Source organism: Streptomyces sp. NPDC096152, assembly GCF_044763235.1.
In the GTDB taxonomy this organism is placed as follows: domain Bacteria; phylum Actinomycetota; class Actinomycetes; order Streptomycetales; family Streptomycetaceae; genus Streptomyces.
The window spans coordinates 561,543-576,995 of the sequence record NZ_JBIWFW010000005.1 but is presented as its reverse complement, the minus strand read 5'-3'; the positions used below and the strand labels follow the sequence as shown (position 1 = coordinate 576,995).

11 protein-coding genes, 1 tRNA gene and 1 other RNA gene are annotated in these 15,453 nt (G+C 71.4%); 5 read left to right on the top strand and 8 right to left on the bottom strand.

Features of this window, described 5'->3' with window-relative positions; genetic code table 11:
- Nucleotides 1-173: 173 nt before the first annotated feature.
- The 3 genes from purD to ffs all read right to left on the bottom strand — a co-directional run bounded on the left by purD (nucleotide 174) and on the right by ffs (nucleotide 4,307).
- Nucleotides 174-1,460 (bottom strand): phosphoribosylamine--glycine ligase, encoded by a 1,287-nt coding sequence (gene purD / locus ACIQ9G_RS20300; protein ID WP_403611168.1) that lies wholly within the window; start codon nucleotides 1,458-1,460, stop codon nucleotides 174-176.
- Nucleotides 1,461-1,669: 209 nt separating this feature from the next.
- Nucleotides 1,670-4,162, bottom strand: a complete 2,493-nt coding sequence (locus ACIQ9G_RS20295; RefSeq protein WP_403611165.1) for a DNA polymerase III subunit gamma and tau — start codon at nucleotides 4,160-4,162, stop codon at nucleotides 1,670-1,672.
- 46 nt (nucleotides 4,163-4,208) lie between these two features.
- An RNA gene (gene ffs, locus ACIQ9G_RS20290) (signal recognition particle sRNA small type) lies at nucleotides 4,209-4,307 on the bottom strand.
- Between the two features lie 72 nt (nucleotides 4,308-4,379).
- Between ffs and ACIQ9G_RS20285 the strand changes: the two genes are divergently transcribed.
- Nucleotides 4,380-4,467, top strand: a tRNA-Ser gene (locus ACIQ9G_RS20285).
- A 400-nt stretch (nucleotides 4,468-4,867) separates the two neighbouring features.
- Here ACIQ9G_RS20285 and ACIQ9G_RS20280 read toward each other — a convergent pair.
- On the bottom strand, nucleotides 4,868-5,602 hold the full coding sequence (locus tag ACIQ9G_RS20280; protein WP_403611163.1) for a hypothetical protein: 735 nt from the start codon (nucleotides 5,600-5,602) through the stop codon (nucleotides 4,868-4,870).
- Nucleotides 5,603-5,853: 251 nt separating this feature from the next.
- Here ACIQ9G_RS20280 and ACIQ9G_RS20275 point away from each other — a divergent pair, with 251 nt between their 5' ends.
- The 3 genes from ACIQ9G_RS20275 to ACIQ9G_RS20265 are packed head-to-tail and all read left to right on the top strand — an operon-like array spanning nucleotide 5,854 to nucleotide 9,079.
- On the top strand, nucleotides 5,854-6,507 hold the full coding sequence (locus ACIQ9G_RS20275) for a response regulator transcription factor (RefSeq protein ID WP_403611160.1): 654 nt from the start codon (nucleotides 5,854-5,856) through the stop codon (nucleotides 6,505-6,507).
- Nucleotides 6,498-7,766, top strand: coding sequence for a sensor histidine kinase (locus tag ACIQ9G_RS20270; RefSeq protein ID WP_403611157.1), 1,269 nt, complete (start codon nucleotides 6,498-6,500; stop codon nucleotides 7,764-7,766). Before ACIQ9G_RS20275 ends, ACIQ9G_RS20270 begins: the two co-directional genes overlap by 10 nt.
- A 38-nt stretch (nucleotides 7,767-7,804) precedes the next feature.
- The gene (locus tag ACIQ9G_RS20265; RefSeq protein ID WP_403611154.1) at nucleotides 7,805-9,079 is read left to right on the top strand and encodes a hypothetical protein; all 1,275 of its coding nucleotides are present in this window, start codon (nucleotides 7,805-7,807) and stop codon (nucleotides 9,077-9,079) included.
- Between the two features lie 211 nt (nucleotides 9,080-9,290).
- On the opposite strand, the gene ACIQ9G_RS20260 is transcribed toward ACIQ9G_RS20265, so the two are convergent.
- Together ACIQ9G_RS20260 and ACIQ9G_RS20255 are read right to left on the bottom strand one after the other, a co-directional pair.
- Entirely contained in the window at nucleotides 9,291-10,742 is a 1,452-nt protein-coding gene (locus ACIQ9G_RS20260; protein ID WP_403611151.1) for an MFS transporter, read from the bottom strand.
- Entirely contained in the window at nucleotides 10,739-12,157 is a 1,419-nt protein-coding gene (locus ACIQ9G_RS20255; protein ID WP_403611148.1) for a Gfo/Idh/MocA family oxidoreductase, read from the bottom strand. Before ACIQ9G_RS20255 ends, ACIQ9G_RS20260 begins: the two co-directional genes overlap by 4 nt.
- A gap of 239 nt (nucleotides 12,158-12,396) precedes the next feature.
- Here ACIQ9G_RS20255 and ACIQ9G_RS20250 point away from each other — a divergent pair, with 239 nt between their 5' ends.
- On the top strand, nucleotides 12,397-13,419 hold the full coding sequence (locus ACIQ9G_RS20250; protein ID WP_403611146.1) for a LuxR C-terminal-related transcriptional regulator: 1,023 nt from the start codon (nucleotides 12,397-12,399) through the stop codon (nucleotides 13,417-13,419).
- Between the two features lie 23 nt (nucleotides 13,420-13,442).
- Here ACIQ9G_RS20250 and ACIQ9G_RS20245 read toward each other — a convergent pair whose 3' ends face one another.
- Complete coding sequence (locus ACIQ9G_RS20245) at nucleotides 13,443-14,054, bottom strand: DHHA1 domain-containing protein (protein WP_403611143.1); 612 nt, start codon at nucleotides 14,052-14,054, stop codon at nucleotides 13,443-13,445.
- Nucleotides 14,047-15,408 (bottom strand): MFS transporter, encoded by a 1,362-nt coding sequence (locus ACIQ9G_RS20240; protein WP_403611141.1) that lies wholly within the window; start codon nucleotides 15,406-15,408, stop codon nucleotides 14,047-14,049. The genes ACIQ9G_RS20245 and ACIQ9G_RS20240 overlap by 8 nt, the downstream gene beginning before the upstream one ends.
- Nucleotides 15,409-15,453: the final 45 nt, after the last annotated feature.

The following is a 15,453-nucleotide window of genomic DNA, read 5'->3' as shown; positions in this document are numbered from 1 at the left end:
AATGGCTTTGGTCAGAGCTGGGCGACCGAAAGCAACGGTCAGGCCCCGGATTTCGTCCGGGGCCTGAGGCGCGTGCGGTGTGCGGTGTGCGGTGTGCGGTGTGCGGTGTGCGGTGTGCGGTGTGCGGTGCGGGCGCGGGTCCGGTGCCGGGTGGGGCGCGGAGTGCGGTGGCGCTACGCGCCCGCCGCCGCCTTCGCCGCGATGTCCGTACGGTGCTGGGAACCGTCGAGGCCGATGCGGGCCACGGCGGTGTACGCGCGGTCGCGGGCCTCGGTCAGGTCCGCGCCGGTCGCGGTGACGGACAGCACGCGGCCGCCCGCGCTCACAACGGTGTCGCCGTCGCGCCGGGTGCCGGCGTGCAGGACGTACGCGTGCGGGGCGTCCTGGGCGGCCACCTCGTCCAGGCCGGTGATCGGGTCGCCGGTGCGCGGGGTGCCGGGGTAGTTGTGCGAGGCCACGACCACGGTGACGGCCGCGTCGTCGCTCCAGCGCAGCGGTTCCAGGTGCGCGAGGGTGCCGGTGGCCGCGGCCATCAGGACACCGGCGAGCGGCGTCCGCAGACGGGCCAGGACGACCTGGGTCTCGGGGTCGCCGAAACGGGCGTTGAACTCGATCACACGGATCCCGCGGCCGGTGATCGCCAGCCCGGCGTAGAGCAGGCCGGAGAACGGCGTGCCCCGGCGGCGCATCTCGTCGACGGTGGGCTGCAGCACGCTGTGCAGCACGTCGTCCACGAGCTTGGGGTCGGCCCAGGGCAGCGGGGAGTACGCGCCCATGCCGCCGGTGTTCGGGCCCTCGTCGCCGTTCAGGGCGCGCTTGAAGTCCTGCGCGGGCTGCAGCGGCACCACCGTCTCGCCGTCGGTGACGGCGAACAGGGACACCTCCGGGCCGTCGAGGTACTCCTCGACGACCACGCTGCCCCGCTGTCCGGCGGGCGCGGAGGCCGTACCCATGCAGGCCGCCGCGTGCGCCTCGGCGGCGTCGAGGTGACCGGTGACGACGACGCCCTTGCCCGCGGCGAGCCCGTCGTCCTTGACGACGTACGGGGCGCCGAAGGCGTCGAGGGCCGCGGCGGCCTCCTCCGGCGTGGTGCAGACGTACGAACGGGCCGTGGGGACGCCCGCCGCGGCCATCACGTCCTTGGCGAAGGCCTTGGAGCCCTCGAGCTGTGCGGCCTCCTTGGACGGGCCGAAGACCGGGATGTCCGCCGCGCGCACGGCGTCGGCGACCCCGGCGACCAGCGGGGCCTCCGGGCCGACGACCACGAGGTCGGCGCCCAGCTCCGTGGCCAGCGCGGCGACGGCGGCGCCGTCCAGGGCGTCGACCTTGTGCAGCTCGGCGACCTCGGCGATGCCGGCGTTGCCGGGGGCGCAGTGCAGCGCCGTGACGTCGGGGTCGAGGGACAGGGAACGGCACAGGGCGTGCTCGCGGGCGCCGCTACCGATGACAAGGACCTTCACGGGGTCAGCCTAACGGGAGGGGGCGGGCACCGGTTGTGCGGGCCACCGAGGAGCCGGCGACCGGGCGTTCGTATGTTCCTACGAAAAGGCCCGGCGGTCATCGCCCGCAGCCGCTGCCCGGCGCCCCTGCCCGGCGCCGCTGTTCGTGCCGCTGCTTGCTGTGGGCCGCCGCGCGTGCCGCTGCCGAGTGCCGCCGCTTCGTCGCCGCGTCACTCCGTCGAGTACTCCTCGACCACGGTCGCGCCCAACTCGCGCACGATCAGCTCGTGCCCGGAGAGGGCGGACTCGTCGAGGTCGGGGTCGTCGTCCTCGGGGATGTCGTCCTCGGGGGCGACCGGGGTGGGCTCGGGGGCGGAGGGCCGGGGGGCGGCCGGGGCCGACGGTGACGCGGGCGACCGCTCCGCCAGTCCCGTGGACGCGCCCGCCGAGGCGGACGGACGACCGGGCGCCGCGCCAGGCGCGGGACCCTGCGCCGGGGCCTGGGGAGCCGCCGTGCGCGGCGCCGCCGCCACACCGCCACCGCCGCCGTAGCCGCCACCGGAACCGCCGAAGCCCGGTCCGGAGCCCCCGAAGCCGGAGCCGCCGCCACCACCGAAGCCGCCGGGCGCGGGGGGTGCGGAGCCGCCGCCCGTCGGGTCGACGATCGCCTCGATCTTCCAATGGACGTTGAACTGCTCGGCCAGGGCTTGCCGGAGAACGTCCTCGCTGCCGCTGCCGGCGAAATTGTCCCGGGCTCCGGCGTTGACGAAGCCGATCTGGAGGGTGGTGCCGTCGAAGCCGGTGACCTGGGCGTTCTGACTGAGCAGGATCCAGGTGAAACGGCGGCGGTTCTTCACCGCCTCGAGGATGTTCGGCCAGAGCGAGCGGGGGTCGATCCCGCCGCCCGGCGGGGGCGAGACGGGCGCGGCGGCGGGCGGCGCCTGGTGCTGGGGCGCCGATTGCGCGGGGGCGGGGCGGGCCGGTGCCTGCTGCCCCTGGGCCGGCGCGCCCGGACCGGCCGGGGGCCGTCCGCCGCCGCCCGGTGCCGTCGCCGTGGGCCAGCCGCCGGGACGCCGGCCGCCGCCCGCGGGGGCCGCGGTGGGCCAGGAGCCGGGCGCGGCGGGACCCTGGGGCGGAGCCGCCGGGGACGCGGGGGCAGGGGCGGGCGGAGCCGCCGCCGCGGCAGGCGCGGGCGGCTCCTCGTGACGGTCACCGGCGGCGGGCCCGGAGGGCGCCGGACCGCCGGAGCCCGCGCCGGGACCGCCCACGGGGCCGGTTCGGCCCGATGCGGCCCCTCCATGGCCTTGCACGGCCCCCGCAGGGCCTGCAATGGCGCCTGGACCACCCGGAGCACCCGGAGCGTGAGAAGCCGCCGGAGCGCCCGGCGCCGCCGCGGGAGCCTCCGGCGCACCCGGCCCCCGTACGGCCGCGCGCGCCGCCGCCGGGCCGCCGCCCGGCGGCACGGGAGCGACCTGGGGGCCCCCGACGCCGCCGTGCGCCTCCGGTCCCGGCACGTAACCCATGGCGGGCGCGCCCATGCCCGCACCCGGGTTCGTGGCGACGCTCACACCCCGCTCCAGCCGGTCGATCCGTGCCATCACCGACCGCTCGTCGCCGTACGCGGCCGGCAGCAGCACGCGCGCGCAGATCAGTTCGAGCTGGAGCCGCGGCGAGGTGGCGCCGCGCATCTCGGTCAGCCCCTCGTTGACGAGGTCGGCGGCACGGCTCAGCTCGGCCGCGCCGAAGACCCCGGCCTGGGCCTGCATCCGCTCGATGACGTCGGCCGGCGCGTCGATGAGCCCCTTCTCCGCCGCGTCCGGGACGGCGGCGAGGATCACGAGGTCCCGCAGCCGCTCCAGCAGGTCGGCGACGAACCGCCGCGGATCGTTGCCGCCCTCGATCACCCGGTCCACGACCTCGAAGGCCGCGGCGCCGTCCCCGGTGGCGAACGACTCGACGACGGAGTCGAGCAGCGAGCCCTCCGTGTAGCCGAGCAGGGCGGTGGCCGTGGCGTACGTCACACCTTCGTCGCCCGCGCCGGCGAGCAACTGGTCCATGACGGACATGGAGTCACGCACGGAACCCGCGCCCGCGCGCACGACGAGCGGCAGGACGCCTTCCTCGACGGGGATCCGCTCCTTGCCGCACACCTCGCCGAGGTAGTCCCGCAGGGTCCCCGGGGGCACGAGCCGGAACGGGTAGTGGTGGGTCCGCGAGCGGATGGTGCCGATGACCTTCTCGGGCTCGGTGGTGGCGAAGATGAACTTCAGATGCTCCGGCGGCTCCTCGACGACCTTCAGCAGGGCGTTGAAGCCCTGTGGGGAGACCATGTGGGCCTCGTCGATGATGTAGATCTTGTACCGGCTGCTCGCGGGCCCGAAGAACGCCTTCTCGCGCAGCTCACGGGCGTCGTCCACACCACCGTGCGAAGCGGCGTCGATCTCGATGACGTCGATGGAGCCCGGCCCGTTCCTGGCCAGGTCCTGGCAGGACTGGCACTCACCGCACGGCGTCGGGGTCGGCCCCTGCTCGCAGTTCAGACAGCGGGCCAGGATGCGGGCGCTGGTCGTCTTGCCGCAGCCGCGCGGACCGCTGAACAGGTACGCGTGATTGACCCGGTTGTTCCGCAGCGCCTGCTGCAGCGGGTCGGTGACATGCTCCTGCCCGATGACCTCGGCAAAGGACTCCGGGCGGTAGCGGCGGTAGAGCGCGAGAGACGACACGCTTACGAGGTTATAGGCGCCCACCGACAATGGTCCCGGCCCGCGGAACGCAAGCGCCCCCCACGCACCCGCCAGAGCCGACCTACCCTTGCTGCCTTCCGGCCCTGGGGGAGTTCAGTCAGATAGCGCCGCGTGAGGGGCTGCGCACAGACTACCCGATGCGGAGGGGGCGGAACGAGTTCGCGAGCACTCCTCTCGGTCATGTAATGTTTCCGGCGGAGGATTCGCCTAGAGGCCTAGGGCGCACGCTTGGAAAGCGTGTTGGGGGCAACCCCTCACGAGTTCGAATCTCGTATCCTCCGCCAGTGCCTCACCGGGCACGATGTCGAAGGGCCCCACCGTTCGCGGTGGGGCCCTTCGACGTTGTCCGCAGACCTCGTTGTCCTGGTTCTTGTCCACAGAGGGTGTCTCGGGGCGTCCCCAGATGGCTTCGGCGATCTTCCGGGCCACGTCCTTGAGCATGGCGTCCGGCACACGCGACGCCGCTTGTTGTCCTGTTCTTCGTCCGGCGCACCCCGGCCGCCGCACATCGTCATGGCTGCACACGAGCGGCTCTGTGGAGAGGTCACCAGCCGACTGCCGACGGCCGACTGCCGACGTTGTCGCCCGTCGGGCCGCCGAGTGAACCGTAAGGGCACATGACAGCGAGGGGCCCAGACATCCTGTCCGGGCCCCTCAGGTCGTCTACGCACCTCCACCCGCCCGCTACACGCGCGCGGCGGTCGATTCCGGTGCGGCGGGCTCGTGCACACGCTGAACGTCCGCCTGGGTCACCGCCAGGTAGGCGACCACCAGGACGATCAAGGCAAGCAAAACCAGAGCCACCGGCCCGTCGCCGAGGCCGAGGCCTCCGACGGAGCGAGGCTTGCCCAGGCCGTCGGCGATCGACGCGCCGAGCGGGCGGGTGATCACGTAAGCGGCCCAGAAGCAGAACACCGGATTCCAGCGCAGCCAGCGGTATCCCACCGCCGGGATGAGGATCAGCACCGCGAAAACGGACGCGGAGGTGAAGTAGCCCAGGTGCAGGGTGAAGGCGGTGAAGTCGCCCAGCGCGGTGCCCATGGCGAAGGTGGCCACGACGGTCGCCCAGTAGAACGCCTCACGACGGGGGGAGTCGACGGTGTGAATCGACAGGGTGCCCTCGGTGCGCCGCCACAGCCAGAACACGGCCAGCAGCAGCACCCCGTACAGCGCACTGGAGAGGGTGTAGGACACGCCGAGGGCCACGTGCATCACGTCGGCTGCCATCGTCCCGAAGATGCCCACCATGGCGACGGCGAACCAGTACGTCCACGCCCGGTAGCGAGCCTGGCGGAACTGGATCACAAGCGCGACGAGAAAGGCGGCGAACCCGAGCACCACCGCCAGTTGCGGCACCATGGCCTGGACGAGGTAGTCCGAGGCGCCCTCCCCCAGCGCCGTCGACAATCCCTTCGCCATCCAGAAGGCGGCGACGATTCCGGGGACGCGAACCGTGCCTCGGATGACGCCTGCGGCAGTGCTGCCCGAACGGGCATAGCGAGCTATCGAAGTCACCCGGGCACGCTACACGCATTGACACCCTCCTTGTCTACACGCTTGTAGACGGTCACACCTTGCCAGAGCCGAATCACCTGACCGTCGGCAGCGGGAGCCACTCCGACTTCCAGGGCGCTGACGAGAACTCTCACCGGAGTGCCTATGGTCAGCGTGTGGCTTTCATCGTGGTGTGCGAGGACGACGCGGCGGTCCGCGACGTCCTCAAGCGTGCACTCGAGCACGACGGCCACAGGGTCGCAGTCGCTTCTGCGGCGGACAGTCTGCTGCGGAACCTTGATCCGGTCCCTCACCTGGTCGTCCTGGATCTAGGGCTCCCGGACGCCGACGGTCGCGATGTCTGCTTGGCGCTGCGGGCACGTGGCGTTGATGCCCCGGTGCTGATGCTCACCGCTCTGGACGGCATGCACCACAAGGTGGGCGGTTTCGAGGCGGGAGCCGACGACTACATGACGAAACCGTTCGACATCCCGGAATTGCTGGTGCGGGTCCGCGCCCTGCTACGCAGAACCACCGCGACGACCCCACCCGGCGGCGTCGTTCTCGACCCGGCGAAACATGTCGTGAGCTACGGTTCGGCAAGCGAGAGCCTGACGCCGACCGAGTTTCGGTTGCTGGGCAGGCTTATCGCCTCACAGGGCGACGCTGTACGCCGCCACGCCCTCGTCGCTGCCGGCTGGCCGCATGGCGCACAGGTCAGCGACAACACCCTCGACTCCTTCGTTCGCCGGCTACGGACCAAACTCGGCGCGCTGGGCGTGGCCGATCGCCTGGCGACGGTCCGTGGGGTGGGCTATCGATGGGAGTGACGGGCTTCCGCGGGAGAGTCGTCGCGCTCGCGGTTCTGATCGCAACAGCGGTGGCCGCGGTGCTGGTGGTGGTCTCACACGTCTTGCTGAGCCGGGTGACCGACGCTGACGCGAACGCTCTGGCGCATACGCGTGCAGAGGCGGTGGCGGCGAACGTGACCGTACGCGGTGGCCACGTCGTGCTGATCGAGAGCGGCAACGAAGCGCTGGACACCGTCTCGTGGGTGTATGCCGATGGGCACCTCATTGACGGGATCGTCCCGGGCAGCCTTCGTGGCCGCGTCGAGGCGCTTGCCGACTCCGGGCAGTCCCGGACCACCACGATCGGCAGATACCTGCTGTATGCCCAGCCGATCCGGCTCGAAGACCACCGCGTTGTGGCGGTCGTGAGGGTGGATCTGACGCCGTACGAGACATCGGAGAAGCGCAGCCTGGCGATGTCGCTCGTCTTGGGTGGCATCACGATCCTGCTCGCAGGCGTCGTCGCGTACCTCGTGGTGGGTCGTGCGTTGCGGGTGGTTCACGACATGGCCGCTCTTGCCGACGACTGGGGCGATCACGAACCCGGGCGTCGATTCGACCTCGGCGTTCCTCGCGACGAATTCGGGGAGCTCGGGCGAACTCTCGATCGCCTGCTTGACCGCATAGACAACGCGCTCGCGGACGAGCGTCGGCTCACCGATGAGATCGCCCACGAGTTGCGGACGCCCTTGACGGCGCTGCGGGGCGAGGCACAGTTGGCGCAACTCTCCGGTCACCATGTGTCACCGGAGTATGTTCTGACCGAGGTCGACCGCCTGAACACGGCGATCACCACGATTCTGAGTGCCGCCCGGACACGGATCGACGGCGGTACCCGCTGCGATCTCAGGGCGGCGGCGCGACAGGCGATCGCCGGTCGCTCCATCGAACTCGCCATCCCGACCGACGTCGATGTCGCCGTGGCAAGCGAACTCGTCGTGGCTGTGTTGTCACCCCTGCTGGAGAACGGCCTGCGGCATGCGAGCTCGCGGGTCTGGATCACGGCGCGCATCCAGCCCAAGGGCGTCGTGATCGATGTCCTCGACGATGGCCCGGGGTTCGATCCGGGGGAGGTTGATCGGGTCTTCGAAGCCGGCGTGACCAGCGGCAACGGGCACGGGTTGGGGCTGGCCGTGGTAAGGCGTCTCGCCGCGTCCGCGGGAGTGGCAGTCCGTGCGATCGCGGATGGTCACGGTCGCGTCGAGGTGACCTTCCCCACGCCAGAAGCGATCGCGTAGTCAGGTTGTGTGCAGGTCGGCCGAGCGAACCTCCCTGCATGACAACGACAAGCGAAGCCCGCACGCGCCGCAGCGGGCGGCTGATGCTGAACAAGGTTCCCGAGGTCACCATCTGGTTCTGGGTGATCAAGATCCTGTGCACGACCGTCGGTGAGAGTTTCGCCGACTGGATCAACATGAAGCTGGGCGTCGGCCTGGTGAACACGGCCTGGATCTTCACCGCGGTGTTCGTGGTGGTTCTGGGCGTCCAGCTGCGGCTCAAGCGGTACGTCCCCTTCCCGTACTGGCTGACCGTGGTCGTTGTCAGTGTCACGGGCACGCTGTACACCGACATCCTGACCGACCAGCTCAACGTGCCGCTGTGGATCAGCTCCGCCGTGTTCTCGGTCCTGCTCGCCGTGGTCTTCGGCGTGTGGTGGCTGCGCGAGCGCACCCTCTCGATCCACTCGGTCACGACGCTGCCGCGTGAGTCGTTCTACTGGCTCGCCGTTCTCGTCACCTTCGCGCTCGGCACCGCGACCGGCGACTGGACCCTCGAGCTCACCGGCTGGAGCCCGGGAGTCTCGGTCCTGCTGCCGCTCGGCCTCATCGCGGCGATCACGCTGCTGTGGAAGTTCGGCGCGAACCCCGTGCTGTCCTTCTGGCTCGCCTACATCCTGACCCGCCCGCTGGGCGCCAACATCGGCGACTGGCTCGCCTCCCCGAAGGTCGCTCAGCCGGGCGAGCCGACCGGCCTTGCGCTGGGCACCTTCACCACCAGCCTGATCTTCCTCGGCCTGATCCTGGCGACTGTCATCTACCTGACGGTGACGCGCTCCGACGTGACCGAGACCTACGACGCCACGCACGCCCCGCAGATCTCCGCCAACCCGCCCAGGGAGCACATCGCGCTGGCAGGCTTCGGCCTCCTCGCCGTCGCCACCGGGAGCCTGCTGATCTGGGCGCACAGCCAGCCGCACGCCGGCCCGGCGCCGGAGGAGGACGCCACCTCCACCGTCCACCTCGCCCCCGGCCAGGCCGTGAAGCACTTCCCGTCCACGAAGGTCGACGCACTGAGGACGCTCGCATTGACCTCACTCAGGGACGCTCGGTCGGGGAACGCGACCCGGGCCCACGCAGCTGCCCAGTCGCTGCGAGACCTCTGGGATGCCGACCAGGCCTCGTTGCAGCCGCTGGACAACACCGGCTGGACGTTCATCGACGCCCAGATGGACCAGGTCCTGAAGACCTTCGGCATCGACCACTCGAACCCGCCGATGTCGCCGGCCCACCAGGAGGCTGAACTCAACACCCTCCTCACAGATATGCGCTGACGGACCTGATCGGCGGCGACGTATGCGGCGGGGGCCGGACACAGTCTCCGTACCGCTCGTTGTCCGGGTCTTTGTCCAGCGCGCTGGCGGACGCACCCCTCACGAGTTCGAATCTCGTATCCTCCGCCAGCCCAGAGGGCCGGACCGCGAAAGTGGCCCGGCCCTCTGGCGTGCCGCCGTTCACACCACTCCGTAGTCGCGCCCCGCGTCGTCACGGCATCCGCCGCGGTACGGCCCTTCCGTCCACCGGAACGCGGACCGTGACGCGCGACATCATCATCAGCAGGCACACCATGGCCGCCGCGCAACCGGCGGCCACGGCGTACGCGCACCGGAGGCCCGCCGCGACGTGCGCTCCGCAGACGGCCGCGCAGTCCGCGGCCACCGCGACGCCCTGGTTCCCGGCGGCGTTGAACAGAGCCCCGAACAGGGCCGCCCCCAGGCATTGGCCCACTTCCCGGCAGAACATCAGATTCGCCGTCGCGGCGCCCCGGCCGGCCCAGGTGACAGCCGCCTGGACACCGACGAGCAGGGCCGGCTGGAGCAGGCCGAAGCCGACGCCGAGCAGTGCCGACGCGGCGACGAACGGCACGGCACGGGCGCCGGCCGCGGCGAGGAACACCGTCGTCACCAGGGCGGCGGTCACCGTCGCCGCGCCGGTCAGAGCCGCCTCGCGAAACCCGACGCGGAGGTACAGGCGGCTGCTGAAGACCGCCGCGGTCGGCCAGCCGAAGGTCATCCCGGCCAGCACGGCCGCGCCTGCCGCCGGACCGAGTCCCAGGGTCGCCTGCGCGTAGACCGGCAGCAGCAGCATCGGCGCCGTCATGATCACGCCCATGAGTCCCAGCACCAGGCCGGGAACCGCCAGTTCGCGCCGCTGCCACACCCACCGCGCCATGAGGGAGTGGGCGGCGCGCCGCTCGATGCGCGCCGTGGCCAGGGCCAGCAGCGCAAAGACGATGAGCAGCGCTCCGCTCTCGGCGGAGACCCAGGGCCAGGCCGTGCCGCCCTCGACCAGCAGCGTCATGAACGCCGCGCAGGTCAGCAGGAGGCCCAGGGCGCCACGCCAGTCCAGGGGACCGCTCGTGCCGCCGCGCAGGTCCTCCCCGGGGAACCGGCGGACCAGCAGCCACACCGCGGCCAGACCGAGAGGGAGGTTGAGCACGAAGATCCCCCGCCAGTGGCCGTACTGGGCGAGCGCACCGCCCGCGGCCGGCCCGGCCAGGGCGGCGACACTCCAGACCGAGGCGAGCATCGCCTGGATGCGGCCACGCTCGTGCGGCTGGTAGAGATCGCCGGCGACCGTCTGCACGGTCGCCTGGAGCGCGCCGGCGCCCAGGCCCTGGACGAAGCGGAAGGTGACGAGGCTGGTCATGCTCCAGCCGGCCGCGCACAACGCGGAACCCGCCAGGAACAGAAGGGTCCCTCCGACGAGCACGGGCCTGCGTCCGTGGGTGTCGGCCAGCCTCCCGGACAGGGGCAGGGAGACGGTCGCGGCGAGGACGTACGCGGCGAGCAGCCAGCTGAAGGCCGGTCCGTCGCCCAGGTCGGTCACGATCTGCGGCGCGGCCGTGGCGGTCACCGCGCTGTCCATGGCGGCGAGGAACATCACCGACAGCAGCGCGGCCAGCAGTCCCCGCCGACCGGCGGGCGCCGGGGTCACCGGGCCAGCTCGACGACGCGCTCCGCCGCGCCGACCCCCTCGGCGCCCGCGGCGACGAGCTCGTAGAAGGTGCCGAACAGGTGGTGGCTGAGCCGCTGGTCCTCGAAGAAGGAGATCCGGTCGGCGACCTGGGCGGGGGCGGCCTCACCGCTCGCCAGGAGCACCATCGCGCGCAGGACGTCCTGCGGGGTCACCGAGCTCCCGGCGTGCGCGTCGTGGAACACCTGCTCGACGTAGGGTTCGTCGGTCACGACCGGGTTGCGGCGCCGCTGCACCCGGATCCGGTAGTCCTCGCCGACGACATCGTTCTTGAAGACGCCGATGTGCTGGATGCTGCCCTGGCTGATGTCCAGGGTGAACTGGGACATCCGGCCCTTCTCCCGGAACGGCTGACGGTCGGTCCGGTCGAACTCCCGGAGTCCGACGGAGCGATGGGAGTAGGTGTTCGAATGGCACGCGTAGGTCACGAGCCCGGCCTTCTGGCCTTCCTGCCCCAGGAGTTCGAGGTGGAAGACGAAGTCGGTCTCCGCCGCCAGCACCTGGGGCGGCAGCTCGGGGCTCCGCACCCATTCGTCGCCGCCGACCAGGTCGGCGAGCGCGGTGGCCTGACGGGTGCGCAGGAACTCGCCGACCCTGCGCACATACGGGTTGGTCACCCGTAGAGCGGTTGCCTCTCCCGGTGCCAGCTCCAGGTACCAGGAGAGCAGATCGATGTAGTGGTAGCTGGAGAAGGAGAGCGCTCCGACACCGCTGCGGTACCCGTGCGCATCGCCGAGCAGGTACTCCTCCGGGTACCGGAACAGGCCGCCGTTCTTGATCAGCTGCATCGAGGTGATGCCCTGCCCGTGGACGCGCTGCGTCTCGGTGAGGTCCGAGGCGATCGACCGGTAGACGTCGTTGGCCCTGCGGCGCAGCGGCATGGCGACGTGGCACGGCCCCGCGGCGCGGGCGCGGGTGAGCGCGCGGCCGATTTCCGCGTAGCCGCCGATGATCCGCTCTGCGGCCGCCGCATCGTACGCGGACCCCTCGGCGACGAGCAGGGGCTTGTCGCACAGCACGCTGATCCCCCGGGAGACCGCCCAGAGGATGTACGCACGGTGGTGGACCGGGTTGCAGGCGATGATCGCCAAGGAGAACCGGTGAGTGGCGTGGGCGCGGTCCAGCACGGCTTCCAGTTCCGTGCCGCTGAGCCCGTCGGGATTGACCCACTCCGGTGAGTCCCTCCCCAGCAGTTCGCGCAGCGGCGCCATGTCCTCGTCCTGGGCGCGCTTCTCCGGGTTTCTGGGATCGCAGATGACAGCGGTGCGGACCGGCCATCCGGACTTCTGCATGTCGAGCAGCGCCGGAACGTGGTTCTCCCTGCCGGCCCAGTGCCCCGAACCGCCGACCAGCAAGACCGTAATGGTGCGAGCCATGTCGTTCATCCCCCTCAGGATTTGTTGCGTCGCGTGTTGTGTCGCGCGTCACGCTCCCGAAATACCGGCGCGACTCGTATTTCTTCTGGTTCTGCGGAGGACGGCACAGCACGGCACCGGACGATTGACCGCGGGCCCGTCCTCGTGGTCCCGGGTCGACCGGGAGGTCGGCGCGGACCTAGTTGACGGCCACACGACCAGCTATCGTTGTCCCCCGCATCGGGAAGGTGACGGGTGGAATGACGGAAGCTCTTGGGCTCGAGGTGCACACACAGGCCTCGCTCGCCGGTCTGGGGTTGGGTGAGCGAACCGAAGCGGTATATCGGGCGATGATTCGCAGACCGCGGTGGAGCGTCGACGAACTGGTCGAGGCGACCGGCCTGAGCACCTCGGCCGTACAGGCCGGACTCGACGAGCTGGCCGACTTCTCGCTGATCAGGCCCTCCGGGGAGGAGCCGGGCGCCGTCGTCGTGGTGAAGCCGGGCGTGGCGCTCGCGGAGCTGATAGCCGCCCAGCAGAGAGAAATACACAAACGCCAGCACAAGCTGGCCGAATGCCGCGTGGCACTGTCCGACATCGTGGCGGAGTTCGAAGAGGCGCAAGAGGGACCCGGCGGCGGCAGGATCGAGTACCTGCGGGGTACGGATTCTGTGCGCGGATATCTCGACGAAATTTCGGAGAGAATCGAGACGGAAGTACTCGCTTTCATTCCGAAGGCTTCCCTCACCCCGGAGAGCATGGCCGCGAGCCAGGCTCTGGACGCGCGGGTGGTCGAACGCGGCGCAACTATTCGAACAATCTATCTGGACAGTGTCCGCAACCACAGCGCCACTCGTCGCTACGCGGCCTGGCTGAACGAATGCGGCGGACAGGTGCGCACACATCCCGTGCTGCCCATGCGTCTGATCCTCGTGGATCGCAAACTCGCCGTTCTCCCGATCGATCCGGAGGAATCGACCAAAGGCGCACTGGTCGTGCGCGAGCAGGGCATCGTCGCCGCCCTGCTGGCGCTCTTCTCGCACATCTGGGATTCCGCACGCCCGCTCGGCACCGCGGAGCTTCCGGACGATCAGGGACTCAGCCCGCAGGAGCGTGAGCTGCTGCGTCTTCTCGCACAGGGCATGACGGACGAGGCCGCGAGCAAGCAGTTGGCCCTCTCCGTCCGCAGTGTCCGCCGGCTGATGTCGGACATCATGGACCGGCTCAACGCCCGGAGCCGGTTCGAAGCCGGACTCAGGGTCGCCGAACGCGGTTGGCTCTGAGGGCGTCGCCCTCCTTCGTGCCGTCACGCCAGGGTCCGCCCCAGCACGGCCGTGGCCTCGGTGCGGGCCAGTGCCAGGGCCCGGCCGAGCTCGTCCGTCCGCCGTCCGGCGGCGCTCGACCAGGCTCCCCGGCCCGCCGGGCTCCCCCCGATCGCGGCCGCGGCCTCCCGGAGGACGTCCCGGGCGTCCACCCGCTGCGCTCGCAGCCGCCTGCCCACCGCGCAGACCAGCAGTGCCCGGCCGTCGTGCGGAGTGCACAGGACGACCAGGCCCATGCCCGAGGAGAGGTGCTCGGCCACGGCCGCCGCGAGGTGCCGCAGCCTGCGTCCGGTCGCGCCGTCGATCCGGGCCGCGACCAGGAGGCCGCCGGGAACGAGGTGGGCCCTCTCGGCCAGGGCCCGGGCGGCTGAGGCCACCTCGGCCCGGTGGAGCCGCTCCACTTCGGCCTGGGCGGCGGCCAGCGATGCCAGCCGGGCGCGCAGCACGGCCGGCGCGTCCTCGGGCCGCGTCCCCAGCAGGCCGGACAGTTCGCGCAGCAGTCGCCGGTCGTTCCGGGCGGGGCCCGCGGTGGGCGGGCTCGCGTCCGGTGCGCGGAGGGGCGCCACCGCCGGCGACGGGATGCGCTGGTCAGCCACGGACCGGCTCCTGGCGGTCGTCCTCCGCGCCCTGGGCACTGCGGTCGTCCGCCGCGTCCTGGGCACTGCGGTCGTCCGCCGCGCCCTGGTCGGCGGGTTCCTCACCCCCGGTGGCGGCGGTGGCGTTGGCGGCCGCGCGCTCGAGGGGGACCGTCGAGGCCAGGACGACCAGCGCCGCCATCGCGCACAGCACGGACAGGCCGGTGACGAGGACGGTTCCCGCGTCGGCCACCAGGGCGCCGGCCGCCAGCGGTCCGGTCACGAAGCCCACCGAGGTGGCCGTGCCGTAGGCGGCGTTGAAGCGTCCCCGCAGTGCGGGGGTGGCCAGGGAGTTCACCAGGGCGGGCGTTCCTGCCGCGAACAGCGTCTCGCCGCAGGCGAAGAGCACCATGCCGCCGACCAGCACAGCCAGTTGGACGTCCGCGTCCGCGGCCGTCGCGGCGAGCACGACGAGCCAGCTCGCCGACCAGGCGGCGGCGGCCAGTGCGACCGTGCGCGTGTGCTTCCACCGCTTGATCAGTTCGTGCAGGACCAGTTGGGAACAGATGACCGCCCCGGTGTTGACGGCGAACAGTACGGCGATCCCGCCCGGCCCCACTTCGGTGTTGGTCAGCAGGAAGGCCGGGAACCCCGCCTCCAGTTGCCCGTAGGAGGAGAAGTACAGCGCCAGCGCGAGACCGAGGACCAGGAGGAAGGGGCCGCCGGCGAGGACCTGGCGGTAGCTCTGCGGCCGGGTGTGGTCCCGCGCCGTGCCGGCCCCGTTCCGGGTGTCGGGGCCGAGGCCGCGCAGGGCGAACATGGCCAGGGCGATCCCGAGGTAGCTGAGGGCGTTGGCGCCGTACAGCAGCCGGAACGACATCGGGTGCCCGGTGCTCGCGAGCGCGCCGCCGAGGAGACCGCCGATCCCCAGCGCGGCGTTGGTCAGGGTGAAGTTGAAGCCGAACACCACCGTGTGGGACCTGCTGGGCACCGATGCGGCGAGCAGGCTGTTCCACGCCGCGTTGCTGCCCAGGCCGAGGCCCCAGATCGCGGCGGACAGCAGGAAGTGCCAGGTCTCGCCGGCCAGGGCGTACCCGGTCACGCCCACCGCGCTGAGCACCATGTGCGCCGCCGCCGTACGGCGGGCGCCGATACGGTCGGCGAGGCGCCCGGCGTTGAGACCGCCGACGATGGCGGCGGTCGCCGTCACCGACACGGCGTGCATGGCCGTGTCGAGGCCGAGGCCGTTGACCTGGTGGACGTAGACGGCGAGGAACGGCAGAACCAGGCCCGAGCCGACGTTGTTGAGAGCACCGAGCAGCAGCAGGGTCCGGGCGGTGCGCGGCAGTGCGCGCAGGTCCTTCAGCAGGGACACGGCTCTTCCTTCTCCGTCGGGTCGGCGCCGGTGGGCGTGGTCCGG

Excerpts from the sequence above, each read along its gene's own strand:
- ACIQ9G_RS20265 (WP_403611154.1), top strand. The coding sequence starts at position 7,805 with ATGACAACGACAAGCGAAGCCCGCACGCGCCGCAGCGGGCGGCTGATG.
- ACIQ9G_RS20280 (WP_403611163.1), bottom strand. The coding sequence starts at position 5,602 with ATGGCGAAGGGATTGTCGACGGCGCTGGGGGAGGGCGCCTCGGACTAC.
- ACIQ9G_RS20270 (WP_403611157.1), top strand. The coding sequence starts at position 6,498 with ATGGGAGTGACGGGCTTCCGCGGGAGAGTCGTCGCGCTCGCGGTTCTG.
- ACIQ9G_RS20250 (WP_403611146.1), top strand. The coding sequence starts at position 12,397 with ATGACGGAAGCTCTTGGGCTCGAGGTGCACACACAGGCCTCGCTCGCC.
- ACIQ9G_RS20255 (WP_403611148.1), bottom strand. The coding sequence starts at position 12,157 with ATGGCTCGCACCATTACGGTCTTGCTGGTCGGCGGTTCGGGGCACTGG.